Origin of the sequence: Streptomyces sp. NPDC049627, assembly GCF_044465645.1 — a bacterium.
Classification (GTDB): Bacteria; Actinomycetota; Actinomycetes; order Streptomycetales; family Streptomycetaceae; genus Streptomyces.
Genome location: NZ_JBITLW010000020.1, coordinates 132,383 through 157,714, shown reverse-complemented (window position 1 = coordinate 157,714; position 25,332 = coordinate 132,383). Strand labels below are relative to the sequence as shown.

Annotated in this window: 25 protein-coding genes, 1 tRNA gene and 1 pseudogene; 10 read left to right on the top strand and 17 right to left on the bottom strand. The window is 69.3% G+C overall.

Annotated features, from left to right (window positions below; genetic code table 11):
- Positions 1 to 543: 543 nt before the first annotated feature.
- Positions 544 to 885, bottom strand: a complete 342-nt coding sequence (locus ACIBU0_RS40770; RefSeq protein WP_398828982.1) for a hypothetical protein — start codon at positions 883 to 885, stop codon at positions 544 to 546.
- Positions 886 to 905: 20 nt separating this feature from the next.
- A complete protein-coding gene (locus ACIBU0_RS40765; RefSeq protein ID WP_398828980.1) occupies positions 906 to 2,633 on the bottom strand; it encodes a sodium:solute symporter family protein in 1,728 nt (575 codons plus the stop codon).
- A 199-nt stretch (positions 2,634 to 2,832) separates the two neighbouring features.
- Here ACIBU0_RS40765 and galT point away from each other — a divergent pair, with 199 nt between their 5' ends.
- The 3 genes from galT to galK all read left to right on the top strand — a co-directional run bounded on the left by galT (position 2,833) and on the right by galK (position 6,118).
- Positions 2,833 to 3,894 carry a galactose-1-phosphate uridylyltransferase gene (gene galT, locus ACIBU0_RS40760; RefSeq protein ID WP_398828978.1) on the top strand — a complete coding sequence of 354 codons (1,062 nt, stop codon included), beginning with the start codon at positions 2,833 to 2,835 and terminating at the stop codon, positions 3,892 to 3,894.
- The gene (gene galE / locus ACIBU0_RS40755; RefSeq protein ID WP_398828976.1) at positions 3,891 to 4,853 is read left to right on the top strand and encodes a UDP-glucose 4-epimerase GalE; all 963 of its coding nucleotides are present in this window, start codon (positions 3,891 to 3,893) and stop codon (positions 4,851 to 4,853) included. The genes galT and galE overlap by 4 nt, the downstream gene beginning before the upstream one ends.
- A 101-nt stretch (positions 4,854 to 4,954) precedes the next feature.
- Positions 4,955 to 6,118 (top strand): galactokinase, encoded by a 1,164-nt coding sequence (gene galK, locus ACIBU0_RS40750; RefSeq protein ID WP_398828974.1) that lies wholly within the window; start codon positions 4,955 to 4,957, stop codon positions 6,116 to 6,118.
- A 37-nt stretch (positions 6,119 to 6,155) separates the two neighbouring features.
- On the opposite strand, the gene ACIBU0_RS40745 is transcribed toward galK, so the two are convergent.
- Positions 6,156 to 6,611 (bottom strand): GNAT family N-acetyltransferase, encoded by a 456-nt coding sequence (locus ACIBU0_RS40745; RefSeq protein WP_398828972.1) that lies wholly within the window; start codon positions 6,609 to 6,611, stop codon positions 6,156 to 6,158.
- Between the two features lie 272 nt (positions 6,612 to 6,883).
- Here ACIBU0_RS40745 and ACIBU0_RS40740 point away from each other — a divergent pair, with 272 nt between their 5' ends.
- Positions 6,884 to 7,657: a LuxR C-terminal-related transcriptional regulator gene (locus ACIBU0_RS40740; protein ID WP_398828969.1), complete on the top strand. Its 774-nt coding sequence runs from the start codon at positions 6,884 to 6,886 to the stop codon at positions 7,655 to 7,657.
- 51 nt (positions 7,658 to 7,708) lie between these two features.
- On the opposite strand, the gene tamR is transcribed toward ACIBU0_RS40740, so the two are convergent.
- The gene (tamR, locus tag ACIBU0_RS40735; RefSeq protein WP_059196100.1) at positions 7,709 to 8,206 is read right to left on the bottom strand and encodes a MarR family transcriptional regulator TamR; all 498 of its coding nucleotides are present in this window, start codon (positions 8,204 to 8,206) and stop codon (positions 7,709 to 7,711) included.
- A 111-nt stretch (positions 8,207 to 8,317) separates the two neighbouring features.
- On the opposite strand from tamR, the gene ACIBU0_RS40730 reads away from it, so the two are divergent.
- A complete protein-coding gene (locus tag ACIBU0_RS40730) occupies positions 8,318 to 9,136 on the top strand; it encodes a trans-aconitate 2-methyltransferase (protein WP_398828967.1) in 819 nt (272 codons plus the stop codon).
- Complete coding sequence (locus tag ACIBU0_RS40725) at positions 9,136 to 9,570, top strand: glyoxalase (protein WP_398828964.1); 435 nt, start codon at positions 9,136 to 9,138, stop codon at positions 9,568 to 9,570. Before ACIBU0_RS40730 ends, ACIBU0_RS40725 begins: the two co-directional genes overlap by 1 nt.
- Here ACIBU0_RS40725 and ACIBU0_RS40720 read toward each other — a convergent pair.
- Positions 9,510 to 9,746 (bottom strand): annotated as a pseudogene (locus tag ACIBU0_RS40720) (type II toxin-antitoxin system RelE/ParE family toxin); the annotation flags it as partial. The gene ACIBU0_RS40725 and the pseudogene ACIBU0_RS40720 sit on opposite strands and share 61 nt — an antisense overlap.
- Before the next feature lie 180 nt (positions 9,747 to 9,926).
- Here ACIBU0_RS40720 and ACIBU0_RS40715 point away from each other — a divergent pair.
- A complete protein-coding gene (locus ACIBU0_RS40715; RefSeq protein ID WP_398828961.1) occupies positions 9,927 to 10,100 on the top strand; it encodes a CsbD family protein in 174 nt (57 codons plus the stop codon).
- Positions 10,101 to 10,152: 52 nt separating this feature from the next.
- On the opposite strand, the gene ACIBU0_RS40710 is transcribed toward ACIBU0_RS40715, so the two are convergent.
- Together ACIBU0_RS40710 and ACIBU0_RS40705 are read right to left on the bottom strand one after the other, a co-directional pair.
- A complete protein-coding gene (locus ACIBU0_RS40710; RefSeq protein ID WP_274239636.1) occupies positions 10,153 to 10,830 on the bottom strand; it encodes a TetR/AcrR family transcriptional regulator in 678 nt (225 codons plus the stop codon).
- Positions 10,827 to 11,837, bottom strand: coding sequence for an acyl-CoA desaturase (locus tag ACIBU0_RS40705; protein WP_398828958.1), 1,011 nt, complete (start codon positions 11,835 to 11,837; stop codon positions 10,827 to 10,829). Before ACIBU0_RS40705 ends, ACIBU0_RS40710 begins: the two co-directional genes overlap by 4 nt.
- A gap of 308 nt (positions 11,838 to 12,145) precedes the next feature.
- Here ACIBU0_RS40705 and ppc point away from each other — a divergent pair, with 308 nt between their 5' ends.
- On the top strand, positions 12,146 to 14,875 hold the full coding sequence (ppc, locus tag ACIBU0_RS40700; protein WP_398828955.1) for a phosphoenolpyruvate carboxylase: 2,730 nt from the start codon (positions 12,146 to 12,148) through the stop codon (positions 14,873 to 14,875).
- 73 nt (positions 14,876 to 14,948) lie between these two features.
- Here the strand turns inward: ppc and ACIBU0_RS40695 are convergent, their stop codons facing one another.
- The 8 genes from ACIBU0_RS40695 to ACIBU0_RS40660 form a co-directional block, all read right to left on the bottom strand.
- Positions 14,949 to 15,629 (bottom strand): LPXTG cell wall anchor domain-containing protein, encoded by a 681-nt coding sequence (locus ACIBU0_RS40695; protein ID WP_398828952.1) that lies wholly within the window; start codon positions 15,627 to 15,629, stop codon positions 14,949 to 14,951.
- 136 nt (positions 15,630 to 15,765) lie between these two features.
- Positions 15,766 to 16,254 (bottom strand): hypothetical protein, encoded by a 489-nt coding sequence (locus ACIBU0_RS40690; RefSeq protein WP_398828949.1) that lies wholly within the window; start codon positions 16,252 to 16,254, stop codon positions 15,766 to 15,768.
- Between the two features lie 65 nt (positions 16,255 to 16,319).
- A complete protein-coding gene (pth, locus tag ACIBU0_RS40685) occupies positions 16,320 to 16,922 on the bottom strand; it encodes an aminoacyl-tRNA hydrolase (protein ID WP_398828946.1) in 603 nt (200 codons plus the stop codon).
- A gap of 69 nt (positions 16,923 to 16,991) precedes the next feature.
- Positions 16,992 to 17,588, bottom strand: coding sequence for a 50S ribosomal protein L25/general stress protein Ctc (locus ACIBU0_RS40680; RefSeq protein ID WP_398828943.1), 597 nt, complete (start codon positions 17,586 to 17,588; stop codon positions 16,992 to 16,994).
- 191 nt (positions 17,589 to 17,779) lie between these two features.
- Positions 17,780 to 18,760 carry a ribose-phosphate diphosphokinase gene (locus tag ACIBU0_RS40675; protein WP_398828940.1) on the bottom strand — a complete coding sequence of 327 codons (981 nt, stop codon included), beginning with the start codon at positions 18,758 to 18,760 and terminating at the stop codon, positions 17,780 to 17,782.
- A gap of 133 nt (positions 18,761 to 18,893) precedes the next feature.
- A complete protein-coding gene (glmU, locus tag ACIBU0_RS40670; RefSeq protein ID WP_398828938.1) occupies positions 18,894 to 20,342 on the bottom strand; it encodes a bifunctional UDP-N-acetylglucosamine diphosphorylase/glucosamine-1-phosphate N-acetyltransferase GlmU in 1,449 nt (482 codons plus the stop codon).
- A gap of 123 nt (positions 20,343 to 20,465) precedes the next feature.
- Positions 20,466 to 20,541 (bottom strand) — tRNA-Gln (locus ACIBU0_RS40665).
- Between the two features lie 14 nt (positions 20,542 to 20,555).
- Positions 20,556 to 21,416 (bottom strand): helix-turn-helix domain-containing protein, encoded by an 861-nt coding sequence (locus ACIBU0_RS40660; protein WP_398828936.1) that lies wholly within the window; start codon positions 21,414 to 21,416, stop codon positions 20,556 to 20,558.
- A gap of 167 nt (positions 21,417 to 21,583) precedes the next feature.
- Here ACIBU0_RS40660 and ACIBU0_RS40655 point away from each other — a divergent pair, with 167 nt between their 5' ends.
- Positions 21,584 to 22,918, top strand: a complete 1,335-nt coding sequence (locus ACIBU0_RS40655) for a sensor histidine kinase (protein WP_398828933.1) — start codon at positions 21,584 to 21,586, stop codon at positions 22,916 to 22,918.
- 42 nt (positions 22,919 to 22,960) lie between these two features.
- Here the strand turns inward: ACIBU0_RS40655 and ACIBU0_RS40650 are convergent, their stop codons facing one another.
- Together ACIBU0_RS40650 and ACIBU0_RS40645 are read right to left on the bottom strand one after the other, a co-directional pair.
- Complete coding sequence (locus ACIBU0_RS40650; RefSeq protein ID WP_398828931.1) at positions 22,961 to 23,452, bottom strand: SUKH-3 domain-containing protein; 492 nt, start codon at positions 23,450 to 23,452, stop codon at positions 22,961 to 22,963.
- A 58-nt stretch (positions 23,453 to 23,510) separates the two neighbouring features.
- Positions 23,511 to 24,041 carry a YwqJ-related putative deaminase gene (locus ACIBU0_RS40645; protein ID WP_398828930.1) on the bottom strand — a complete coding sequence of 177 codons (531 nt, stop codon included), beginning with the start codon at positions 24,039 to 24,041 and terminating at the stop codon, positions 23,511 to 23,513.
- 307 nt (positions 24,042 to 24,348) lie between these two features.
- On the opposite strand from ACIBU0_RS40645, the gene ACIBU0_RS40640 reads away from it, so the two are divergent.
- Positions 24,349 to 25,332, top strand: a complete 984-nt coding sequence (locus ACIBU0_RS40640) for an SMI1/KNR4 family protein (protein ID WP_398828927.1) — start codon at positions 24,349 to 24,351, stop codon at positions 25,330 to 25,332.

Sequence of the window (25,332 nt, the reverse complement as noted above, 5' to 3'; positions counted from 1 at the left end):
GGGGGGGGGGGGGGGGGGGGGGGGGGGGGGGGGGGGGGGGGGGGGGGGGGGGGGGGGGGGGGGGGGGGGGGGGGGGGGGGGGGGGGGGGGGGGGCGGGGGGGGGGGGGGGGGGGGGGGGGGGCCCGCGCCGGGGGGTGTCCGTCCTCGGTCGGGCGGTTGCTGTTGGGCAGAGAGGTGCTCTCTTTTGACGCCCGCCGCTGCGGGCGGACACCCCCCGGCACGTCCCCTTCCCGCCGTGGGCGACTGCGGGCCCGTGGGGGTACGCCCCGCTTCTCGAACACCGGGTCCGCGCCATCCAGCCCGTCCGGCGTTCGAGGATGGGTGGAGCCGTCCCGATCCCCCGCCCACCCGTAGGGGGCTCCGCTTGTCGACGCCGGTCCGGGTGGTTAAGCCCGTCCGGCGTTTGAGGACGAGGCCCTTTCGGGGCCGACGGGGGTCCAGGGGGCGGAGCCCCCTGGCGGGGTCGAAGGGGCGGAGCCCCTGGGGGATGGGACGGGTAGGGGCGGCGGGGGCGAGAACCCTTCCGGGTCGCCCCCGCCGGGTTACTCCCTGGGTTCATCGGCCGGCACGGCATCCGGTGGCGGCGGCGCCGTCGGCCGCAGCTTCAGCCACGTCAGGAAGAACAGGCCGAGCAGCAGCATCCCCAGCCCGGTCCACAGGTTGATGTTGACGCCCTCGGCCTTGTCGATCGCGGCGTCGGAGTCCGTCAGGCCGGTGATCGTGACGATGACGCCGTAGATCACGAAGAGGCCCCCGATGATGCGCCGGATGTCGAAGAGGCGGGCCGCTGTCGCGGACTTCCCCTCCAGTTCCGTGACTTCCCGCTGGACGTCCCTCTCGGAGTACTCGGAGTGCTCGGGGTGGTGGTCGGAGTGCTCGGTCATGGTCTCTCAACCTCCGGTCGTCAGAAGGAGAACGGGATGTAGCAGACGGCCGCCAGCACCACCGCACCCCACCCCAGCAGCGCCGGCCTCCGGTACCAGGCCTCGTCCCCCGGCGCCGGCGGCTCGGCCATGCCGGGCGAACGCGTGCCGTAGACCAGCCCCTGGAGTTCCTCCGCCGGCTTGGGCGCGGTGAAGAGGGACACGGCCACCATGACGACCGCACCGGCCACGAAGCCCGCGATCGCCGACACGAAGTTCGCGCCCTGGTCGGAGGGGATCGAGATGACGTCCTGCTTGTAGAAGACGAAGTAGTTGACCATGGCCGCGGTCGTGCCTGCGAGCAGCCCCCAGAAGCCCGACTTCATCGACGCCCGCTTCCAGAACATGCCGACGATGAAGACCACGAACATCGGCACGTTGAAGAAGGAGAACAGGGTCTGGAGGTAGCTCATGATGTTGGAGAAGGACGAGGCGAGGAAGGCCGTGCCGATGGAGGCCAGGACGCCGATCGCGGTGATCAGGCGGCCGAAGCGGACGTAGTAGGTGTCCTCGCGGTCCTTGATCACGTACCGGCGCCAGATGTCGTTCGTGAAGACCGTGTTGAAGGACGAGACGTTCGCCGCCATGCCCGCCATGAAGGCGGCGAGCAGACCGGTCACCGCGATGCCCAGCACGCCGTTCGGCAGGAGCTGTTCCATGAGGTAGGGGATCGCGTCGTTGTACTGGAGGTCCGAGCCCGATGTCCCGATCTTGGGGACCAGGACGGCGGCCACCAGGCCCGGGATCATCACCAGGAAGACGATGAAGATCTTCGGGAAGGCGGCGATCAGCGGGGTTCGCTGGGCCGCCGACAGGTTCTTCGCGGACAGCGCGCGCTGCACCTCGGCGAAGTTCGTCGTCCAGTAGCCGAAGGAGAGCACGAAGCCGAGGCCGAGCACGATCGTCAGCCAGTTCGCGCCCAGCGGGTTCGCCTCACCGATGCCCGTCCCGCCCCACGCCGTGACGAAGTCGTCGCCGTGGGACTTCGTCAGGGAGTCGGACAGGCCGTCCCAGCCGCCCACCTTCTTCAGGGAGAGCACCGTGATGGGGATGAGGGCCGCCAGGATCACGAAGAACTGGAGCACTTCGTTGTAGATCGCCGAGGACAGGCCGCCCAGGGTGATGTAGGCGAGGACGAAGAAGCCCGCGACCACGATCGCCACCCACTGCGGCCAGCCCAGCAGGGCCTCGACCACGATCGCCAGGGCGTACAGGTTCACGCCGGCGATGAGGATGGCCGCGAAGGCGAACAGGACCGAGCTGAGCAGGTGCGCCCACTTGTCGAAGCGCAGGAGCAGGAACTCCGGGACCGAGCGGACCTTGCTGCCGTAGTAGAACGGCATCATCACCAGGCCCAGGAAGACCATCGCCGGGATGGCGCCGATCCAGTACCAGTGGACGGTGTAGGCGCCGTACTGCGCGCTGTTCGCGGCCATGCCGAGGATCTCGGTGGCGGCCAGGTTGGCGGAGATGAAGGCGAGGCCCGTGACCCAGGCGGGCAGTGAGCGGCCCGAGAGGAAGAAGTCGAGGCTGGTCTTCACCGAGCGGCGGGCGGCGAAACCGATGCCCAGCACGACGACGAAGTAGATGCCGAGGATCGTGTAGTCGAGCCAGTTCGTGGGGAGCCGTAGCTCGGCGGCGAGGTAGGTGGGGGCGTGGATGGGGGTGTGGGTGGGGGTGCGGGTGGGGGAAATTGTGGGGGTTTGCATATGTACTCGCTTCGTTTCGCGAACCGATACAGAGCGGAACCTACGCCCCCGCGTTCAGCAATTGAACACGTCGGGTGAAGCTCTTTGTTTGATTGTGATGTTGACTTGCGTGGTGAGTCGTGTTTCCCTGTGTTTAGTTCTGTTTGATGGAGACTCGGTGAAGTCTCGGAAGTCCTGAGTGGCTCGAATGGAGTCCGCCGTGAAGAAGACCTCGACCCAGCTGGCCGACGGTCGTGAGCTCATCTACTACGACCTGCGCGACGACACGGTGCGGGACGCGGTCGACCGCCGTCCCCTCGACCGGACCGTCACGACCGCCGAGGTCCGTCACGACGTGCTGCTCGGCGACGCCGTCGCCATCGCCTCGCACCGGCAGGGGCGCACGTACCACCCGCCGGCCGACGAGTGCCCGCTGTGCCCCTCGGAGGGCGACCGCCTGAGCGAGATCCCGGACTCGTCGTACGACGTCGTCGTCTTCGAGAACCGCTTCCCCTCGCTGGCCGGCGACTCCGGGCGCTGCGAGGTCGTCTGTTTCACCTCCGACCACACCGCGTCCTTCGCCGACCTGGACGAGGAGCAGGCGCGGCTCGTCCTCGACGCCTGGACCGACCGGACCTCCGAGCTGTCATCACTGCCCTCCGTCGAGCAGGTCTTCTGCTTCGAGAACCGCGGCGCCGAGATCGGTGTGACGCTGCAGCACCCGCACGGGCAGATCTACGCCTACCCCTTCACCACCCCCCGCACCGCCCTGATGCTGCGCTCCGTCGCGGAGCACAAGGACGCGACCGGCGGGGAGAACCTCTTCGACCACGTCCTGGAGCGTGAACTCGCCGGCGAGCGGGTCGTCCTCGAGGGTGAACACTGGGTGGCCTTCGTGCCGTACGCCGCGCACTGGCCGTACGAGGTCCACCTGTACCCGAAGCGCCGCGTGCCCGATCTGCTCGCGCTGGACGAGGAGGCGCGCACAGAGTTCCCCAAGGTGTATCTGGAACTGTTGAGGCGCTTCGACCGGATCTTCGGCACCGACGAGCCTCCGACGCCGTACATCGCCGCCTGGCACCAGGCGCCGTTCGGGCAGCTGGAGGACTTCGAGGGCGTCGTGCGTGAGGACTTCGCGCTTCACCTCGAGCTTTTCACCATCCGCCGCACTTCCGGCAAGCTGAAGTTCCTCGCGGGTTCCGAATCCGGCATGAGCGTGTTCATCAACGACATCCGGCCGGAGGCCGCGGCCGAGCGACTGCGAGAGGTAGCGAGTTCATGAGTGGGAAGTACCTGGTCACCGGTGGCGCCGGCTATGTGGGCAGCGTGGTCGCGCAGCATCTGCTGGAGGCGGGTGACGAGGTCGTCGTCCTCGACAACCTCTCCACCGGCTTCCGCGAGGGCGTGCCGGCCGGGGCTTCCTTCATCGAGGGCGACATCCGCGACGCCGCCAAGTGGCTGGACCCCTCCTTCGACTCCGTCCTGCACTTCGCGGCGTCCTCGCAGGTCGGCGAGTCGGTGGTGAAGCCGGAGAAGTACTGGGACAACAACGTCGGCGGCACCATGGCCCTGCTCGGCGCCATGCGTGAGGCGCGCGTGCGCAAGCTCGTCTTCTCCTCCACGGCCGCCACCTACGGCGAGCCGAAGGAGGTGCCGATCGTCGAGTCGGCGCCGACGTCCCCGACCAACCCGTACGGCGCCTCCAAGCTCGCCGTCGACCACATGATCAGCGGTGAGGCGGCGGCCCACGGCCTGGGCGCGGTCTCCCTGCGGTACTTCAACGTCGCGGGCGCCTACGGCGAGTACGGCGAGCGCCACGACCCCGAGTCGCACCTCATCCCGCTCGTCCTCCAGGTCGCCCAGGGCAGGCGTGACGCGATCTCCGTCTACGGCGACGACTACCCGACGCCGGACGGCACCTGTGTGCGCGACTACATCCACGTCGCCGACCTCGCCGAGGCCCATCTGCTGGCGCTGAAGGCCGCCCGGCCGGGCGAGCACCTCATCTGCAACCTCGGCAACGGCAACGGCTTCTCCGTCCGCGAGGTCATCGAGACCGTCCGGCAGGTCACCGGGCATCCGATCCCCGAGGTCGTGGCCCCGCGCCGCGGCGGCGACCCGGCGGTCCTGGTCGCCTCGGCCGGCACCGCCCGCGAGCGGCTCGGCTGGAACCCGTCCCGCGCGGACCTCGCGGGGATCGTCGCGGACGCGTGGGAGTTCGCGCAGCGGCGCGCAGGCTAAGTTTTACGGCCGGTACGAACGGCCGTAGGTTCCACGGCTGTTCGGCCGGTCAACTCACCGGCCGCTCCGGCCGGTTCAGCAGGGAAGGTCAGGGTCAGGGGATGAGCGTCGACACGTCAGCCGCGGTCGCCGAGCGGTTCAGGGAGCTGTACGGGGCGGAGCCGGAAGGGGTGTGGGCCGCGCCGGGCCGGGTCAACCTGATCGGCGAGCACACCGACTACAACGACGGTTTCGTCATGCCGTTCGCGCTGCCGCACACCGCGGTCGCGGCGGTCTCACGGCGCACCGACGGCGTGCTGCGCCTGCACTCGTCGGACATCGAGGGCGGGGTGGTCGAACTGCGCGTCGACGACCTGGCACCCGAGTCGGACAGGGCCTGGACGGCGTACCCGTCGGGCGTGGTCTGGGCCCTGCACCAGGCCGGCCACGCGGTGACCGGCGCCGACATCCACCTGGCGTCGACGGTCCCGGCGGGCGCGGGCCTGTCGTCGTCGGCGGCGCTGGAGGTCGTGGTCGCGCTCGCCCTGAACGACCTCTACGACCTGGGCCTCAAGGGCTGGCAGCTGGCCCGCCTGTGCCAGCGTGCCGAGAACGTGTACGTCGGCGCCCCGGTCGGGATCATGGACCAGACGGCGTCCGCGTGCTGCGAGGCCGGCCACGCGCTGTTCCTGGACACCCGGGACCTCTCGCAGAAGCAGATCCCCTTCGACCTGGCCGCCTTGGGGCTGCGCCTGCTGGTCGTCGACACCCAGGTCAAGCACTCCCACAGCGAGGGCGAGTACGGCAAGCGGCGCGCGGGCTGCGAGAAGGGCGCCGCGCTGCTGGGCGTGGACGCGCTCAGGGACATCGCGTACGACGACCTGGACGCGGCGCTGGAGCGCCTCGGCGACGAGGAGGAGGTCCGCCGTCTGGTGCGCCACATCGTCACCGAGGACGAGCGAGTGGAGCGGGTGGTGTCGCTGCTGGAGTCGGGCGAGACGCGTTCGATCGGCCCGGTCCTGACGCAGGGTCACGCCTCCCTGCGCGACGACTTCCGCATCTCCTGCCCGGAGTTGGACCTGGTCGTGGACACCGCCCTGGCGAGCGGTGCCCTGGGCGCCCGCATGACGGGCGGCGGCTTCGGCGGTTCGGCGATCGTGCTGGCCGAGGCGGCGGACGTCGAGACCATCACCAAGGCTGTCGAAGAGGCCTTCGCCTCCGCCGGGTTCACGGCACCGCGCGTCTTCGAGGCGGTGCCCGCGGCCGGGGCGCGGCGGCTGAGCTGACGTACGGCGGGTGAGGCGACGGGAACGGCTCCCTCCCTCACCCCAGCCGCTTGGTCAGCGTGTACTCCGTGATCCCCGGCGGATAGTCGGGGATCACGCACACCACGTCGTACCCCTGCTTCTTGTAGAACTCCGGCGCCTGGAAGTCCCATGTCTCCAGGCGTACGGCCGTGCAGCCCCGTTCGGCGCGGGCGACGCGCTCCGCGCGTGCGAGCAATTGCGAACCGAGACCGGCCCCGCGGTGGCGTTCGTCGACCCAGAGATACGTGACGTGCAGCCAGGTGGTCCAGGTGTGACCGACGAGGCCCCCGGCCAGGGCGCCGGAGTCGGTCAACGCCCAGACCTGGAGCGGAAGTTCGCGCTCACCTGGGGTTCCGCGCAGGGCGCGCAGGATCGGGGAGGCCGCGGTGTTGGTGTCCCGCAGCCGGCGGCGGAGCAGATCCTGGCGTGACTTGTCGACTTCTGTCTCCAGACGAAACATGCGGCTCACCATAAACGCGTCGGACAGCCAGTTCTGCAAATTACCTTCCGCTCCTGCCCCCCGGCCGTACTCTGATGGACAGCACCGGTGGGGGCCGGTGTTGATCAGGGGGCGAGACAAGTCGGGTTCGATGCCCGAAGTGGGGGTAGCAGTTCTTGCACGGCGGCGGCCGTGCGGCCATCCGTGCTTCGGGCGTCGCGCCCGCAACCGTGTTCGTCTCCCAGTGTCGTCCTCATGAGGATGGGGTATCCCCTGCTCTTCGAGAGCTTGGGGAAGGGGGTTTCGTGGTTCGCATCCGAGTCCTGGTCGTCGACGACCATCGCATCTTCGCCGAGTCGCTCGCCGCCGCCCTGGCAGCCGAGCCCGACGTCGACGTCTCCGCCGCGGGCAGCGGTCCGGCGGCGCTGCGCAGCCTGGAGCGCGCGGCCGCCGAGGGGCGCCGGTTCGATGTCCTGCTCGTCGACGCCGACCTGGGCGGCAACGTGCCGGGCGTCCGGCCCGCCGTGCCCGTCCAGGAGGTGGGCGAGGACGGGCTGGTCGACGGCATCTCGCTGGTCGCCGGGGTCCGCTCGGCGCAGCCGGCCGTACGGATCGTCGTCCTCGCCGAGAAGGACGATCCGCGCCGGGCCGCGCTCGCCCTGCAGGCCGGGGCCTCCGGATGGGTGGCCAAGGACTGCTCGCTGTCCCGGCTGCTCACCGTCATCCGCGGCGTACTGCGCGACGAGACCCATCTGCCGCCCGCCCTGCTCACGGGCGTCCTGCGGGAGCTGACGGCCGCGCGCAAGCACCGCACCGAGAGCGAGCGGCTGGTGGAGTCGCTGACACCCCGGGAGCGCGAAGTCCTCCGGTGCATGGTGGCCGGCCTGGGCAGAAAGGCGGTCGCGGAGCGGCTGTACCTGTCCCCGCACACGGTCCGCACCCACATGCAGAACGTCCTCGGCAAGCTGGGCGTCCACTCGACGCTGGCCGCCGTCGCCCTTGCACGGCGCGCCGGGGTCGGTCCGGTCGACCTGGGCCAGGCCGACCGGATGATGCGGGAGGAGAGCAGCAGCGCCTGACGACCGCGGTGCCAGACGCCGCGGGGCGGGCGGGAATGTGTCGGACAGGCCCTAGCCCGGGATGTTGTCGAACGGCGCCGTCAGCTGACGCAGCAGCCCGGCCAGTTCACCCCGCTGCGCTCGCGAGAGCTCCGCCAGGATCGCGCGTTCCTGGTCGAGCAGACCGGCGAGCGCCTGGTCCGCGCGGTCGCGGCCCTCGTCCGTGAGGCGGACGAGCACGCCGCGCCGGTCGCTGGGGTCGGGGAGGCGCTCCACCAGGCCCTTCTTGGCCAGGCGGTCGATGCGGTTCGTCATCGTGCCCGAGGTGACCAGGGTCTGCGTCAGCAGCTGTCCCGGGGAGAGCTGGTACGGCGTCCCGGCGCGCCTGAGCGCGGTCAGCACGTCGAACTCCCAGGGCTCCAGGCTGTGCTCGGAGAAGGCCAGCCGGCGTGCGCGGTCCAGATGCCGGGCCAGTCTGCTCACCCGGCTGAGCACCTCGAGCGGTTCCACGTCGAGGTCCGGGCGCTCCCGGCGCCACGCTGCGACCAGCCGATCGACCTCGTCCTCCATGGCGATCAGTGTAGTGGTTGTGTCGATGTGAAGTCTCTTGATGTCCACTCTCTTGACGTCAAGATACTTTGCGAGGCAGGCTGGACAGCGAGAGACAGGAGGCCCTCTGCCATGTCCGCTGCCGCCATCCCCACCTGGGACCCCGCCCAGTACCTGCGTCACGCCGGCCACCGCGCCCGCCCCTTCACCGACCTTCTCGCCCGGATCCCCGACCTCCCCGCGCAGCCACCCGCAGGGCCCCGCATCGCCGACCTCGGCTGCGGCCCCGGCAACGTCACCGCCCTGCTCGCCCAGCGCTGGCCCACCGCGCACATCACCGGCTACGACAACTCCCGCGAGATGCTCGACAAGGCCCACGTCGAGCACGAAGGCCCGACACCGGGCGGCGGAAGCCTCGACTTCGCCCACGCCGACGTACGGACCTGGACGCCCGAGGAGCCGTACGACCTGATCGTCAGCAACGCCACGCTCCAGTGGGTGCCGGGTCATGTGGAGCGTTTCGGCGCCTGGGTGCGGGGCCTGCGCCCCGGCGGGACCCTCGCCTTCCAGGTCCCCGGCAACTTCGACGCCCCGAGCCACCGCCTGATGCGCGACCTCGCGTCCCGCTACGGCCTCACCGACGTCCTGCGCCACTCCGACGCCGTGCTCTCCTCGCAGGCCTACCTGGCCCGCCTGACCGGCCTGGACTGCACGGCGGACGTGTGGGAGACGACGTACATCCACCCGCTGACCGGCGAGGATCCGGTCCTCGACTGGGTGAAGGGCACGGGCCTGCGCCCCGTCCTGACGGCCCTCGCCGACACCCCGGACCGGCGCGAGGCCTTCCTGCACGACTACCGGGCGGCCCTGCGCGAGGCGTATCCGCCCGGTCCGCACGGCACGCCCTTCCCGTTCCGCCGGATCTTCGCCGTGGCCCGCAAGGAGGCGTGATGATCACGGCCGTCGACCATGTCCAGCTCGCGGCCCCGCCAGGCTCCGAGGAGCAGCTGCGCGCGTACTACGTGGGCGTCCTCGGCATGACCGAGGTCCCGAAGCCGCCCGCGCTCGCAGCGCGTGGGGGCTGCTGGTTCCAGGTGGGCGGTGTGCAACTGCACCTGGGGATCGAGAACGGCTTCCGGCCCGCGGAAAAGGCGCACCCTGGGCTGCGGGTCGCCGGGATCGAGCAGTACGGGACCTGGCTGGAGGGCCACGGGGCGCCCGTGGAGTGGGACGAGAACCTGCCGGGACACAAGCGGTTCTACTCGTACGACCCCGTGGGGAACCGGCTGGAGTTCTTGGAGCCGGTGGCGTTCAGGAGGTGCGGGCCCAGGTGGGTGACCAGGATGTGGATCACCTTGTCGTCGATGACGTACAGGACGCGGTAGTCGCCCACGCGCAGGCGCCGGATGTCGACGCCGTAGGCGACGGAGTTGATGGGACGCGGCGCTTCGGCGAGGGCGTCGACGGCTTCGTAGACCGCGGCGAGTCCGACGGGGTCGTCCTTGAGGAACCGGACGGCCGCGTTCGTGGCGCTCGGCTCCCAGATGATGCGGTAGGTCACGGGCGCAGCCCCAGAATGCGTCCGACTTCCTCATGCGGCAATGGCGCCCTCGCCGAGCGTGCCCTCCACCTTGCGCCGCTGACCCAGGTTGCCGAGCTGCGGGCACCGCTGTTTGAGCGCCACGGCCAGGGTCACCCGCTGAGGTGACCACGACGTCAAGCCTTGCGAGGAGTGAGGGACGTGGCGAAGGAAGAGAAGGCCCGGGGCAAGAAGGAACAGCTCAAGGGCAAGGCCAAGGAGACCATGGGCCGCACGGTCGGCAACGAGGGGCTGACCGCCGAAGGCAAGACCGAGAAGAGGAAGGGCGACGCCCGCCAGATGAAGGAGAAGGGCAAGGACACCTTCAAGGGCTGAGCCGGCGAGTCCAGGGGCCGCAAGGGCTGAACCGCGGGCACCCGGGGCCCCGTCAGCTCTTGCGGTGCCCTATCAGCCGCGGCTTCGGCTCCAGCCCGTCCAGGCCGTGCCAGGCCAGGTTCACCAGATGGGCCGCCACCTCCGCCTTCTTCGGGCGGCGGACGTCCAGCCACCACTGGCCGGTCAGGGCGACCATCCCGACCAGGGCCTGCGCGTACAGCGGGGCCAGCTTGGGGTCGAAGCCGCGGCTCTTGAACTCGCGGCCCAGGATGTCCTCCACCTGGGTCGCGATGTCGGAGATCAGCGAGGCGAAGGACCCCGTCGACTGCGGGATGGGCGAGTCACGGACCAGGATCCGGAAGCCGTCCGTGTACTCCTCGATGTAGTCCAGCAGCGCGAACGCCGCCTGCTCGCACAGCTCCCGCGGATGGCCGGCCGTCAGCGAACTCGTCACCATGTCCAGCAGCCGGCGCATCTCGCGGTCCACCACCACCGCGTACAGCCCCTCCTTGCCGCCGAAGTGCTCGTACACCACCGGCTTGGACACCCCGGCCTTCGCCGCGATCTCCTCCACCGACGTGCCCTCGAAGCCCTTCGCGGCGAACAGGGTGCGACCGATCTCCAGCAACTGCTGACGCCGCTCCGCACCGGTCATCCGGGTACGGCGCGTCCGCCGCTGCTTGTCGTTGCCGGGGGTACTGCTGGAGTCGGTCGCCACGGCGTCAATCATGCCGCCTTCGCCGGCTCCTTCCGGCGCCGGGAGCCGCCTTCCTCGGTGTTCCGGCGCGAATCGATACGCGAGCGTGACGGCCAGCGCACGTCGTAGGCCCAGCCGAGCATCTCGAACCAGCGGATGAAGCGCGCCGAGGAGTCGATCTGCCCGCGCATCACACCGTGCCGCGCGGAGGTCGGGTCGGCGTGGTGCAGGTTGTGCCAGGACTCGCCGCACGACAGGACCGCCAGCCACCACACGTTGCCCGAACGGTCACGCGACTTGAAGGGCCGCCTGCCCACCGCATGGCAGATCGAGTTGATCGACCACGTCACATGGTGCAGCAGCGCCACCCGTACGAGTGACCCCCAGAAGAACGCGGTGAACGCGCCCCACCAGGACATCGTCACCAGACCCCCGATCACCGGCGGCAGCGCCAGCGACACTACCGTCCACAGCACGAACTGCCGCGAGATCGTCCGGATCGCCTTGTCCTTGATCAGATCCGGCGCGTACTTGTCCTGCGGCGTCTGCTCCTCGTCGAACATCCAGCCGATGTGCGCCCACCACAGGCCCTTCATCAGGGCCGGGACGCTCTCACCGAAACGCCACGGAGAGTGCGGGTCGCCCTCCGCGTCCGAGAACTTGTGGTGCTTGCGGTGGTCCGCCACCCAACGGACCAGCGGGCCCTCGACCGCCAGCGACCCCATGATCGCCAGCGCGATCCTGAGCGGCCGCTTGGCCTTGAAGGACCCATGGGTGAAGTAGCGGTGGAAACCGATCGTGATGCCGTGGCAGCCGAGGAAGTACATGAAGACCAGCAGGCCGAGGTCCAGCCAGCTCACCCCCCAGCCCCAGGCCAGCGGCACCGCGGCCAGCAGCGCGAGGAACGGGACGATGATGAAGAGAAGCAGCGTGATCTGCTCGAGCGAGCGCTTCTGCTCACCGCCCAGCGTGGCGGAGGGCGTAGGGGTGTCGTCGTGCGCCTGCGGGGCGTCTTCGATCACATCGGAGCTCGTGGTCATGGGCGTCCCCTGTGGGGTCGTGGGTTGAGGCAGGTGCCGGGGTCGCGGGAACTGTTCCCGGATTCCGTTACAACGGTCCCTACGGTTCCGTAACCTACGGCGTCGTAAGTATGGCAGTGAGCCGCCCGGCGGCAAGAGCCCGTGAGACTGCGCGTCCGCATGGACACCTATCCTTGGAGTCGGTCGGACAGCGCGGTCCGCTCTGAATTCTTCCCGGATGCCAGGAGCCGTATGCGGCACCCGCCGCGCACGCCTCCGGCGCCGGGTTCCCTCCCGGACGAGCTTCAACACTGCAAGGAGCCGCACCTGTGAGCAGTGCCGACGACCAGACGACGACCAGCAGCGAGCTGCGTGCCGACATCCGCCGACTGGGTGACCTCCTCGGGGAGACCCTCGTCCGGCAGGAAGGCCCCGAGCTCCTCGACCTCGTCGAGAAGGTCCGCCGCCTCACCCGAGAAGACGGCGAGGCCGCCGCCGAGCTGCTGCGCGGAACAGAACTGGAGACCGCGGCCAAGCTGGTCCGCGCCTTCTCCACCTACTTCCACCTGGCCAACGTCACCGAGCAGGTCCACCGAGGCCGCGAGCTGCGCGCCAAGCGCGCCGCCGAGGGCGGCCTCCTCGCCCGCACGGCCGACCGCCTCAAGGACGCCGACCCCGAGCACCTGCGCCAGACGGTCCAGCACCTCAACGTCCGCCCCGTCTTCACGGCGCACCCCACCGAGGCCGCACGCCGGTCGGTCCTCAACAAGCTCCGGCGCATCGCAGCCCTCCTGGAGGAGCCGGTCCTCGAAGGCGACCGCCGCCGCCACGACACCCGACTGGCCGAGAACATCGACCTCGTATGGCAGACCGACGAACTCCGCGTCGTCCGCCCCGAGCCCGCCGACGAGGCCCGCAACGCCATCTACTACCTCGACGAACTCCACGCCGGCGCCGTCGGCGACGTCCTGGAGGACCTCACCGCCGAACTGGAGCGCGTCGGCTACAAGCTCCCCGACGACACCCGCCCCCTCACCTTCGGCACCTGGATCGGCGGCGACCGCGACGGAAACCCCAACGTCACCCCCCAGGTCACCTGGGACGTCCTCATCCTCCAGCACGAGCACGGCATCAACGACGCCCTGGAGATGATCGACGAACTGCGCGGCTTCCTGTCCAACTCCATCCGCTACACGGGCGCGACCGAGGAGCTCCTGGAGTCGCTGCGGGCCGACCTGGAGAACCTCCCCGAGATCAGCCCCCGCTACAAGCGCCTCAACGCCGAGGAGCCCTACCGGCTCAAGGCCACCTGCATCCGGCAGAAGCTGGAGAACACCAAGCAGCGCCTCGCCAAGGGCACCCCCCACGAGGCAGGCCGCGACTACCTCGGCACCGGCGAGCTCCTGCAGGACCTCACCCTCATCCAGACCTCGCTCCGCGAACACCGCGGCGGCCTCTTCGCCGACGGCCGCATGGACCGCACCATCCGCACCCTGTCCGCGTTCGGCCTCCAGCTCGCCACCATGGACGTACGCGAACACGCCGACGCCCACCACCACGCCCTCGGCCAGCTCTTCGACCGCCTCGGCGAGGAATCCTGGCGCTACGCCGACATGCCCCGCGACTACCGCACCAAGCTCCTCGCCAAGGAGCTCCGCTCGCGCCGGCCCCTCGCCCCCACCCCGGCACCCGTCGACGCGGCCGGCGAGAAGACCCTCGGCGTCTTCCAGACCGTCAAGCGGGCCCTGGAGGTCTTCGGGCCCGAGGTCATCGAGTCGTACATCATCTCCATGTGCCAGGGCGCCGACGACGTCTTCGCCGCCGCCGTCCTCGCCCGCGAAGCCGGCCTCATCGACCTGCACGCCGGCTGGGCCAAGATCGGCATCGTCCCGCTCCTGGAGACCACCGACGAGCTCAAGGCCGCCGACACCATCCTGGAGGACATGCTCTCCGACCCGTCGTACCGCAGGCTCGTGGCACTGCGGGGCGACGTGCAGGAGGTCATGCTCGGATACTCCGACTCCTCCAAGTTCGGCGGCATCACCACCAGCCAGTGGGAGATCCACCGCGCCCAGCGCCGCCTGCGCGACGTGGCCCACCGGTACGGCGTCCGCCTGCGCCTCTTCCACGGCCGCGGCGGCACCGTCGGCCGCGGCGGCGGCCCCTCCCACGACGCCATCCTCGCCCAGCCCTGGGGCACCCTGGAAGGCGAGATCAAGGTCACCGAACAGGGCGAGGTCATCTCCGACAAGTACCTCGTACCGTCCCTGGCCCGCGAGAACCTGGAGCTGACCGTCGCGGCCACCCTCCAGGCCTCCGCCCTGCACACCGCACCCCGCCAGTCGGTCGAGGCACTCGCCCGCTGGGACGCCGCGATGGACGTCGTCTCCGACGCCGCGCACGCCGCCTACCGCAAGCTCGTCGAAGACCCCGACCTGCCGACGTACTTCCTCGCCTCCACGCCGGTCGACCAGCTCGCCGACCTGCACCTGGGCTCGCGGCCCTCCCGCCGCCCCGGCTCGGGCGTCTCGCTCGACGGACTGCGTGCCATCCCGTGGGTCTTCGGCTGGACCCAGTCCCGGCAGATCGTCCCCGGCTGGTTCGGCGTGGGATCGGGGCTGAAGGCGCTGCGCGAGGCCGGCCTCGACACCGTGCTCGACGAGATGCACGAACAGTGGCACTTCTTCCGCAACTTCATCTCCAACGTCGAGATGACGCTCGCCAAGACCGACCTGCGGATCGCCGCCCACTACGTCGACACGCTGGTGCCGGACGAGCTGAAGCACGTCTTCGACGCCATCCGCGCCGAACACGATCTGACCGTCGCCGAGGTCCTCAAGGTCACCGGCGAGCAGGAACTCCTCGACGCCCAGCCCGTCCTGAAGCAGACCTTCGCCATCCGCGACGCCTACCTGGACCCGATCTCCTACCTCCAGGTCGCCCTCCTCAAGCGCCAGCGTGACGCCGCGGCCACCGGAGAGACAGCCGACCCGCTGCTCTCCCGTGCCCTGCTCCTCACCGTGAACGGCGTGGCCGCCGGCCTGCGCAACACCGGCTGAGCAGACCCGCACACGACGGTGCCCCCGCGCTTCACACGAAGCACGGGGGCACCGCTCATCTCACAGCCCTGGATCAGGCCGCCTTACGACGCCGGAACACCAGGTACCCGCCCGCGCCCAGCAGCGCAGCGGCAGCCGCCGACAGCAGGCCCACCGGGGCACCGTTACCGGTCTCGGCGAGGTCACCGCCGACGCCCGGCGCCGACGAGGACGCCGAAGGGGACGCCGACGGGACGCCCTCGCCGGGCGCCGACGGGCTCGCGGACGGCTCGGAGGTGGAGTCGCCCGGCGCGTCCGACTCGGAGGCCGACGGCGAAGCCGTGCTGCCGCCGCCCTCCTCCTCGTCCTCGCAGTCCGTCCAGAACACCTTGTGCTTGGCCGAGCCGTTCTCGCCCTCGAAGTTCCAGAACAGCTTGTAGTGACCGTCGGCCAGCGTCATGTCGTCCGTACGGCCATGACCCTCGTCGTCCAGAGTGATCTCGCCGGACTTCACCGTCTCGCCCTTGACATCGGCGGTCGGCGCCCAGGCCTCGATGTGCCAGTCCACCTTCTGCACGCTGTCGAAACCGAACGCGTCCAGGTAGAACTCGCACACGTGCGGCTCGTTCTTGCGGAGCTCCTCGCCGGTGGTGGCGTCGTGGATCTTCACAGTCCCGTTGTCACCGGGAGCGGTGGCGTGGGCGGCGGCCGGTGCGGAGAAAACAGCGGCCGCGGCGACGGCGGACAGGGCGCCGGCGCGGGTGAGGGTTCGCATGAGGCAGTAGTCCATCTTCGAGAAGGAACGGGAAGATGTGGAGGGGGCAGCTCAGCATCCAGCCGGGACTGACATCTGGTCAATCACGAACAGACAACACTCACGTCCTCCACAGACTGGGAGAACGACAGGGCCGTCAGATCGTCACAAAAGCCGCCGTGAGCAGGGCGATCCCCGACCCCGCCAGCACCCACGCCACCCGCGTCCGCCGCAGCCCACCCGCCACGACCACCGAAGCCAGCAACAACGCCCCGCCCAGCGGAACCCACGCGTACAGAACACCCGCCGGCCCGGACCGCACGACATCATCGCTGCCCGGCTTCACCACGACCGTGTACGTCCGCCCCTTGCGCACGGCCACGCCCTTCTCGATGACCACCGACTCCCGCGGCCGCGACCCCGCCGACATCGGCGTGTACGGCCCACTGCACGTGTCCGCACCACACCGCGTCACCTCGATCGTGCCGCTCTCCCGCCCCTTCGTGAGCATCACATGATGCGCCGTACCCCACGACGCCCACACACCCGCGATCAGAATCAGCAGCGCGACCGTACCCATCGCCGCGAACCGCCCGACCCGCAGCACCGCGACAGCGCCCTGACTGGAAACAACGGCAGAAGGCATGGCCGCGATCCTTGGCCATGCCCCTGCGCCCGGTCAACCTCGGCCCGTTCGACCGACCGGACAAGTCAGGAGTTGTACGTGCTTTGCGCCCGCTCCAGCCCCTCGATCACCAGACACTCCACCGCGTCCGCCGCCCGGTCCACGAAGTAGTCCAGCTCCTTGCGCTCGGCCGCCGAGAAATCCTTCAGAACGAAGTCCGCCACCGGCATCCGACCCGGCGGCCGCCCGATCCCGAACCGCACCCGGTGATACTCCGAACCCATCGCCTTCGTCATCGACTTCAGCCCGTTGTGCCCGTTGTCACCACCACCGAGCTTCAACCGCAACGTGCCGAAATCGATGTCCAGCTCGTCATGAACGGCCACGATGTTCCCGACCGGCACCTTGTAGAAATCACGCAGGGCGTTGACCGGACCCCCCGACAGATTCATGTACGACATCGGCTTCGCCAGAACCACCCGCCGGTTCAACGGCCCCGGCGGACCGATCCGCCCCTCGACGACCTGCGCCTGAGCCTTGCCCGCCCGCTTGAACTTCCCCCCGATCCGCTCGGCCAGCAGATCCACCACCATGAACCCGACGTTGTGCCGGTTCCTGGCGTACTCGGGCCCGGGATTGCCGAGGCCGGCGATCAGCCAGGGGGCACTCGGATCGGTCGTCACGTCCATCTCTCCTTGATACGCGTCGGCCGCTGCCCCGCACGGGAACAGCGGCCGACGAACCGATGACGGCGAGGATCAGGCCTCCGCGGCCTCTTCGCCCTCGGCGGCCTCGCCCTCCGGGGCCTCCTCGGCCTGCGAAGCCAGAACCTGGAGAACGACCGTGTCCTCCTCGACGGCCAGCGTGGTGCCCTTCGGCAGCGGGATGTCCTTGGCGAGGACGGAGGCACCGGCCTCCAGGCCCTCGATGGACACGGTGACGCTCTCCGGGATGTGCGTGGCCTCGGTCTCGACCGGCAGCGCGTTCAGGACGTGCTCCAGCAGGTTGCCACCCGCGGCCAGCTCGCCCTCGGTGTGCACCGGGATCTCCACCGTGACCTTCTCGCCGCGCTTGACCAGCAGCAGGTCGACGTGCTCAAGGAAGCCCTTCAGCGGGTCACGCTGCACGGCCTTCGGAATCGCCAGCTCGTTGGCCTTGCCGTCGATGTCCAGGGAGATCAGGACGTTCGGCGTACGCAGCGCCAGCAGCAGGTCGTGACCCGGCAGCGTCAGGTGCAGCGGGTCCGAACCGTGGCCGTACAGCACACCGGGAACCTTGCTGTCACGACGGATACGACGGGCGGCACCCTTACCGAACTCGGTACGGGTCTCGGCGGAGATCTTCACCTCGGACATGATCACTCCTCGTAGAAACTAGGGCGGACGTGGTTACCCGGCCACGAACGGCCTGCTACGAAGAGCGCGTCGATAACGGATCGCCGTACGACTTCCGATGAAGCGGTACGGCCTCCCTCGCCGAGCAACTGCAGCAGTCTACTCGGCAAGGGAGGCCGCACAAAAATCGATCAACCAGGTCCGCTAACGGCTCACTGCTCGTCGAACAGGCTCGTCACCGAACCGTCCTCGAACACCTCACGCACCGCACTCGCGATCGTCGGCGCGATGGACAGTACCGTGATCTTGTCCAGCTCACGGTTCAGCTCACCCGGCGTCGGCAGCGTGTTCGTGAACACGAACTCACTCACCCGCGAGTTCTTCAACCGGTCCGCCGCAGGCCCCGACAGCACACCATGCGTGGCCGTCACGATGACGTCCTCCGCACCATGCGCGAACAGCGCGTCGGCAGCGGCACAGATGGTCCCACCGGTGTCGATCATGTCGTCGACCAGGACACACACCCGGCCCTTGACCTCACCCACGACCTCGTGGACCGTCACCTGGTTCGCCACGTCCTTGTCCCGCCGCTTGTGCACGATGGCGAGAGGCGCACCCAGACGGTCACACCAACGGTCCGCCACCCGCACACGCCCGGCGTCCGGCGACACGACCGTCAGCTTGTCCCTGTCCACCTTGTCCCCCACATAGTCCGCGAGAAGCGGAAGGGCGAACAGGTGGTCGACCGGCCCGTCGAAGAAGCCCTGAATCTGGTCCGTGTGCAGATCCACGGTCAGGATCCGGTCCGCACCAGCCGTCTTCATCAGATCCGCGATCAGACGCGCCGAAATCGGTTCACGCCCACGGTGCTTCTTGTCCTGCCGCGCGTAACCGTAGAACGGCACGATCACCGTGATGGAGCGGGCCGACGCGCGCTTCAGCGCATCGATCATGATCAACTGCTCCATGATCCACTGATTGATCGGAGCCGTGTGGCTCTGGATCACAAAACAGTCCGCACCACGCGCAGACTCCTGATAACGCACATAGATCTCACCGTTGGCGAAATCGAAGGCCTTCGTCGGGACAACCCCGACACCCAACTGCTGGGCGACCTCCTCGGCAAGCTCGGGGTGGGCGCGGCCGGAGAAGAACATCAACTTCTTCTCGCCGGTCGTCTTGATCCCGGTCACAGCACTGTCTCCTCAGAGGTGTCGCAGCTGGGTGTCGAGAGACCACGCCGCTGGGCGCGACGAGCCGTCTCAGCTGGTGGGGTGCGGGTGTGCACTTATCACGGTACGCCGTGTCGGACGCACCCGTTTCCGGTCAGTCTTCGCTTTCCCCCTGCCGGGAGGCCGCCTCGGCCGCCTTCGCAGCCGCACTGCCCGGACGCTTACGAGCCACCCAACCCTCGATATTCCGCTGCTGACCACGGGCCACAGCGAGGGAACCGGGCGGCACATCCTTCGTGATCACAGAGCCCGCCGCGGTGTACGCGCCGTCCCCGATAGTGACAGGAGCCACAAGCATGTTGTCCGCACCCGTGCGACAGTGCGAGCCGACAGTGGTGTGGTGTTTGTCTTGTCCGTCGTAATTCACGAACACGCTCGCGGCACCGATGTTCGTGTAGTCACCGATGGTCGCGTCACCGACGTACGACAGATGCGGGATCTTCGTCCCCTCACCGATCGAAGCGTTCTTAGTCTCGACGTACGTACCGATCTTGCCCTTCGCACCCAGACGGGTACCGGGCCGCAGATACGCGTACGGCCCCACGGACGCACCCGGCCCGACGTGCGAGCTGTAGGCCACGGTGTTGTCGACACGGGCACCCGCGTCGACACGCGTGTCCGTGAGCCGGCTGTTCGGCCCCACCTCCGCGCCCTCGCCGATGTGGGTGGAACCCTGCAACTGGGTGCCCGGGTGCACGACCGCGTCCTGCTCGAAGGTGACGGTCACATCGATCCACGTGCTCGCCGGGTCGACGACCGTGACGCCGTCCAGCATGGCCCGGGTCAGCAGCCGGTCGTTCAGAATCCGGCGGGCCTCGGCGAGCTGCACGCGATTGTTGATCCCGGCGATCTCACGATGGTCACCGGCCACGGAGGCACCGACCCGGTGACCGGCCTCACGCAGAATCCCGAGAACGTCGGTCAGATACTCCTCGCCCTGACTGTTGTCCGTCCGCACCTTGCCGAGCGCATCCGCGAGGAGCTGCCCGTCGAACGCGAAGACGCCGGAGTTGATCTCCCGGATCGCCCGCTGCGACTCCGACGCGTCCTTGTGCTCGACGATCGCCGTGACGGCACCGGAAACCCCGTCCCGCACGATCCGCCCGTACCCGGTCGCGTCCGGGACCTCGGCCGTCAGCACCGTGACGGCGTTGCCGTCGGCGGAGTGGGTCGCGGCGAGACGGGTGAGCGTCTCGCCGGTCAGGAGCGGAGTGTCGCCGCAGACGACGACCACGGTCCCGTCTACGGTCCCGCCGAGCTCCTCGAGGGCCATCCGTACGGCGTGCCCCGTGCCGTTCTGCTCCGCCTGGATCGCGGTCCGCACGCCGGGGTCGATCTCGGCGAGATGCGCGGTGACCTTCTCGCGCGCGTGCCCCACGACCACGACGAGGTTCTCGGGCTGCAACTCGCGCGCGGCGGCGAGTACATGACCTACGAGGCTGCGTCCGCAGAGCTCATGCAGGACCTTGGGTGTGGCCGACTTCATACGGGTGCCCTCACCCGCTGCGAGAACGACGACGGCTGCCGGGCGAATGGCGCTCACGGGATGCCCTTCGGCTGTGGATGGGGTGGGGTGACATCCGCAGGATACCGGGGGGTTTCGTGGGGGACATGAGAGCGGGCCCTGACTTGGCTGTCAGGGCCCGAACTGAGGTCTTGTGTGCTGTGGCTCCCCCGCAAGGATTCGAACCTTGTCCTGCTGGTACCAAAAACCAGTGTGCTGCCAGTTACACCACGGGGGACAGCGCTTCAGACCTTACCGGAGACCTGCCTGGGACTGAGCCACGATTCCCTCCCACCAGCCCTCAATGCGGTTGTAGAGCTCGGCGCTTCTCGCCACTGCGATGACCAGGCAGCCGTGGTAGTCGTCGCCGGTGTTCTTGCGAACGGTCTTCGGGTTGTGCTTCTTGAGGGTGGGCTTGGCGAAGACCGACACGTCGACGTCTGCGATGTCTGCCCAGTAGCGGTGAGCTGCCTCGACGTCAGCGGATTCGTGGATGAGCACGCGAAAGCGCAGGCGCTCGCGGTCCACGTCGAGCAGGTCGAGCCACGCGAGGTAGACCTTGATCACGCCTGGGTCGCTGTTGACGAAGATGGCGCGCTCGCGTCGGTCGTACGGCTTGCTCTTCGAACCTTCGGCCCAGTACAGCGCGACCCCGGTCATGAGCAGATCGCGGTCGGTCAGCTCGCCGATGTCCTTGCAGGCTGCGATCTTGGTCTTCTTGCGCTCTTCGTTCTCGGCGGCGCGGCGCTTTGCCAGGCCCTCCTGCATGAGAGCTAGTTGTTCCTCGGGGGTGTAGCGGGGCTTGGGCCTCGGCAGATCCCGAACCCACAGCGACACCGAACTCCGCGAGCACCCCAGCTCCGCCTCGATCTGGTCGTACGTCCACCCTTGGAGCCGTAGCTCCCGTGCCTTTGCTCGCAGGTCGTCCTTGGCGTTCGGCCGCTTCGTCCACTCCGGCGGCGGCTCCCCCTTCACCAGCTGGTTGAGGATGTCGTTGTTGAAGATCTTCAGCTCGTCGCGGATCTGCCGAAGGCTGTAGCCCTGCCGCCGCAGCGCCACCGCCTGCTCCCGCAGTCCTTCGAAGTCGGCGTATTTGCCCTGTGGATGTGCCATAGGCATACCGTCCGGCCGGAATGATCGGTTCCGAGGTCGAACGGTGTGCGATTCAGCAGTTCGAGGGATATCGGGCGGTTTCGCTTACGTTCGGTTACGCGCTGTGGTGTAGGCCAGTCCATAAAACTCGCCGGAAAACCGGGCGGGGGCGCCCGTAGGCTGGAGGCATGACCACGACGGGGGAAGCCCACGCAGAGGCGCCGCCACCGGGGGCGGGGCCGTGGTGGTGGGGCAGGGTGCGCAGTGCGGTGCTGGACGTGGGTCTGGCTGTCGCGTCGGCGGTGGAGTGCGGGGGCGAGGGGGTTCGGTTCGCTCGGGATGCCGGGATTCCGGAGGCCGCGGGGGTGGTGTTCGGGGTTCTGGCCGGGTCCGTGCTCGTGCTGCGGCGGCGGTGGCCCATCGCTGTCGTGCTGGTGTCGATTGCCGTGATGCCGGCCCAGATGGGGTTCCTGATGGGGATCGTCGGGCTCTACACCCTGGCCGCTTCGGAGCTGCCGCGGCGGATCATCGCTTCGCTGGCCGGCATGTCGTTCGTCGGGATGCTGATCGTGACGTTCGTGTGGGTGCGGCAGGGCGTGGCGAGCGGTGCTCTGACCTTCGGGGACTGGGTTGTCCCGCTGGCTTCGCTCACCACGGCTCTGGGTGTGACCGCGCCGCCTCTGCTGCTGGGGCTCTATGTGGGGGCTCGGCGGCGGCTGATGGAGAGCCTGCGGGAGCGGGCGGACAGTCTTGAGCGGGAGCTTCAGCTGCTCGCGGAGCGGGCGGAGGAGCGGGCCGAGTGGGCGCGCGGTGAGGAGCGGACGCGGATCGCGCGGGAGATGCATGACGTGGTGGCCCATCGGGTGAGCCTGATGGTCGTGCATGCGGCGGCGCTGCAGGCCGTGGCCCGGAAGGATCCCGAGAAGGCCGTGAAGAATGCGGCGCTCGTGGGGGACATGGGGCGGCAGGCGCTGACCGAGTTGCGGGAGATGCTCGGGGTGCTGCGCAGTGGGGATGCGCATCCGGATCGGGCTCGGCGGGCTGTCGTACCGCTTGCTGCTGTGGGGGCGGCTGCCGCTGCCGCGGCTGATCGGGGGCAGGCCGGTGGGGACGAGGGGGCCGGTGAGGGGCCGTGTCTGTCGGAGCTGGATGAGTTGATCGGGCAGTCGGCCGCTGCGGGGATGGTGGTGGATCTGTCGGTGGAGGGGGAGTCGCGGTCGTATGCGCCGGAGGTGGAGCAGACGGCGTACCGGGTGGTGCAGGAGGCGTTGACGAACGTCCACAAGCATGCGGCGGGGGCGAAGACGCATGTGCGGCTCGCGCACCGGGTGTCGGAGATCGCGATGCAGGTGGAGAACGAGCCGCCGCCGGAGGTGTCGTCGGCGTCGTCGGCGCGGTTGCCGTCGGGGGGCAACGGTCTGGTGGGGATGAAGGAGCGGGTCTCGGCGCTGGGTGGGGTGTTTGTGTCGGGGCCGACGGATGCGGGGGGTTTTCGGGTGTCGGCGGTGATTCCGGCGGCGTAGTCGCCGTCCTGGTTGCTTCGGTCGCTTCGGTTGCTTCGGGTGTCAGCCTGCTGTGAGGCGTACCGGTTCTATGCCTGCGACGAGGCCGGCGAGGGCGTGGTCGATGTCGGGGCCGAGGTACCAGTCGCCGGTGTGGTCGAGGGTGTAGACGCGGCCTTCGGTGTCGATGGCGAGGAGGGCGTGGGTGTCGGTTTCGGCGCCGAGGGGGCAGACCTCGGTGTCGAGGGCGCGGCCGAGGTCGCCGAGGGTGCGGGCCATGTGGAGGCCGTGGAGGGGGTCGAAGTGGACGGTTGCGGGGGCGACCTGGCGGCCGGGGCCGGTGGGGGTGAGGTGGAGGCCGCCGAATTCGGCCCAGGCTTCGACCGCGGCGGGGAAGACGGCGTGGCGGTGGCCGGCGGGGGAGACGTGGTCGCGTAGGGCGTCGGCCCAGATCTCGGCCTGTTTGATGTCCCAGCGTCCGGGTTGCCAGCCGGCGGTGCGCAGGGCGGCGTCGACGGGGACGGGGAAGCGGGTGGAGGTGCGGTCGGTGTGCATCTGCCCTTCGATCGTCGGTGCCTGTGGGACGTGCGGGGGGTCGGGGGTGGGGGGTCGGTCAGTCGTCCGTTGCTGTGGGGTCGACGATGCGGACGCCGAAGTGGGCGCTGAGGGCGGTGCAGGCGCGGCAGGGGGTGGCGAAGCTGCCGTGGAGGGGGTCGCCGTCCTCGCGGATGCGGCGGGCGGTGAGTTTGGCCTGTTTGAGGGCTTTGCGGGCTTCGCCGTTGGTCATGGGTTTGCGGGCGGCGCGTTTGCTGCGGGCGGCGTCGGCGGCGGCGATGTGGCGTGAGATGAGGATGGTCTCGGCGCAGCGGCCGGTGAAGCGGTCGCGTTGTCCGCTGGTGAGGGTGTCGAGGAAGTCCTGGACCAGGTGGTGAAGGGGTGGGGGCTGGTCGCCGCGGGCGGCGGTGCCGGTGAGGGTGGCGCCGCGGACGGACAGGGCGGCGGCGACGGTGGGGAGTATGCCGTCGCGGCGGTGGCGGAGGGCGGGTGCGTGGGGGGTCTCGGTGGCGCTCCAGCCGATGCGGGGGTCGCCGGACCCGGGCGTGGCTGCGTGTGGTCCTGTCTGCGTCGCGTTCATGTTCATCATCCCCTCCCGAGCATCCCCCGGGCATGCTCTTGAACGTCACAGAGTGCCAAATGCCGTGGCCGGTGCGGAAGCTGGGGCGGCGTGACACGCCCGGGTTTGGGCGGGCTGTCACGGCGGGGTGACGGCTGGTCACGGAAGCGGAGGGGGCGTGACCGGCGCCGGTGACCGGTGTCGTCGTACCGCATAGGCTGTCGGCACCGCTTTCCATGCGGTGACGTGTGGACGCAGATGAGACAGCCGATGCGGGGCGTTGTGACCGTGAGTGGTCATGGCGGGCCGTGTCAGAACGCCGCAGGGGGCAACCGCCATGACGACAGGTCGGCTCGGGCAGCAAGCCGCGCCGCCGAACGCGGCCTACGCCGGGCAGGTCGTGCATTTCCCGGATCCGGTTCGGGCGTCGCGTCACCCGAGAGGAGTACGCGTCGATGAGCGGGGTTACCCCGACTTCTCGCCGTATGCGCGGGCGGCGGTGGAGATCGCGGAGCCGCCGGAGGGTTTCGGTGTCGACGAGTTGCGGCTGACGGACTATGTGTCGGCGAACGCGGCGCTGGCGGCGTCGGGGCACGATCTGTGGGACACGATCCCGGCGGTGGCCACGCCGCATGGCTGGACGTGGCATCACGTGGTGGGTTCGCGGCGGCTGGAGTTGGTTCCGGTCGAGGTGAAGGCGTTGCTGCGGCATCACGGTGGGATCGCGACGTCGGCGGTGGATCAGGACAAGCGGGGGACGCGGCCGTTGCAGGACACGCGGCCGGCGCATTTCCGGTTGCCGAAGTCGGGTGTGGCGGTGACGGAGTCGCAGGTGCTGGGGGTCGAGGAGGACCTCGGGTATCGGCTGCCGGGTGCGTACCGGTCGTTTCTGAAGGCGGCGGGCGGGTGTGCCCCGGTGGGGACGGCGCTGGACCCGGAGTTGGGTCTGCTGGTGGACCAGCCGTTGTTCACGGTGCGGGACGAGGCGGCGGTCAATGACCTGGTCTACGTCAACAAGTGCCTGCGGGACCATCTGACCAAGGAGTACTTGGGTGTTGGGTTCGTCCAGGGCGGGTTGCTGGCGCTGAAGGTGAAGGGCGACCGGATCGGGTCGGTGTGGTTCTGCGCGTACGACGATGCGCGGGATGTGGATCCTTCGTGGGCGCCGGCGGAGCGGGTGGAGCGGTTGCTGCTGCCGTGCGGTGAGGACTTCGATGCGTTCCTGTCCCGGCTGGCGGGTTCTCCGCCGGAGTTGGAGACGGTGGCGAATCTGATGGTGGACGGTGGGTTCGCACGGTCCGTTCCGGTTGCTGGGGAGTGA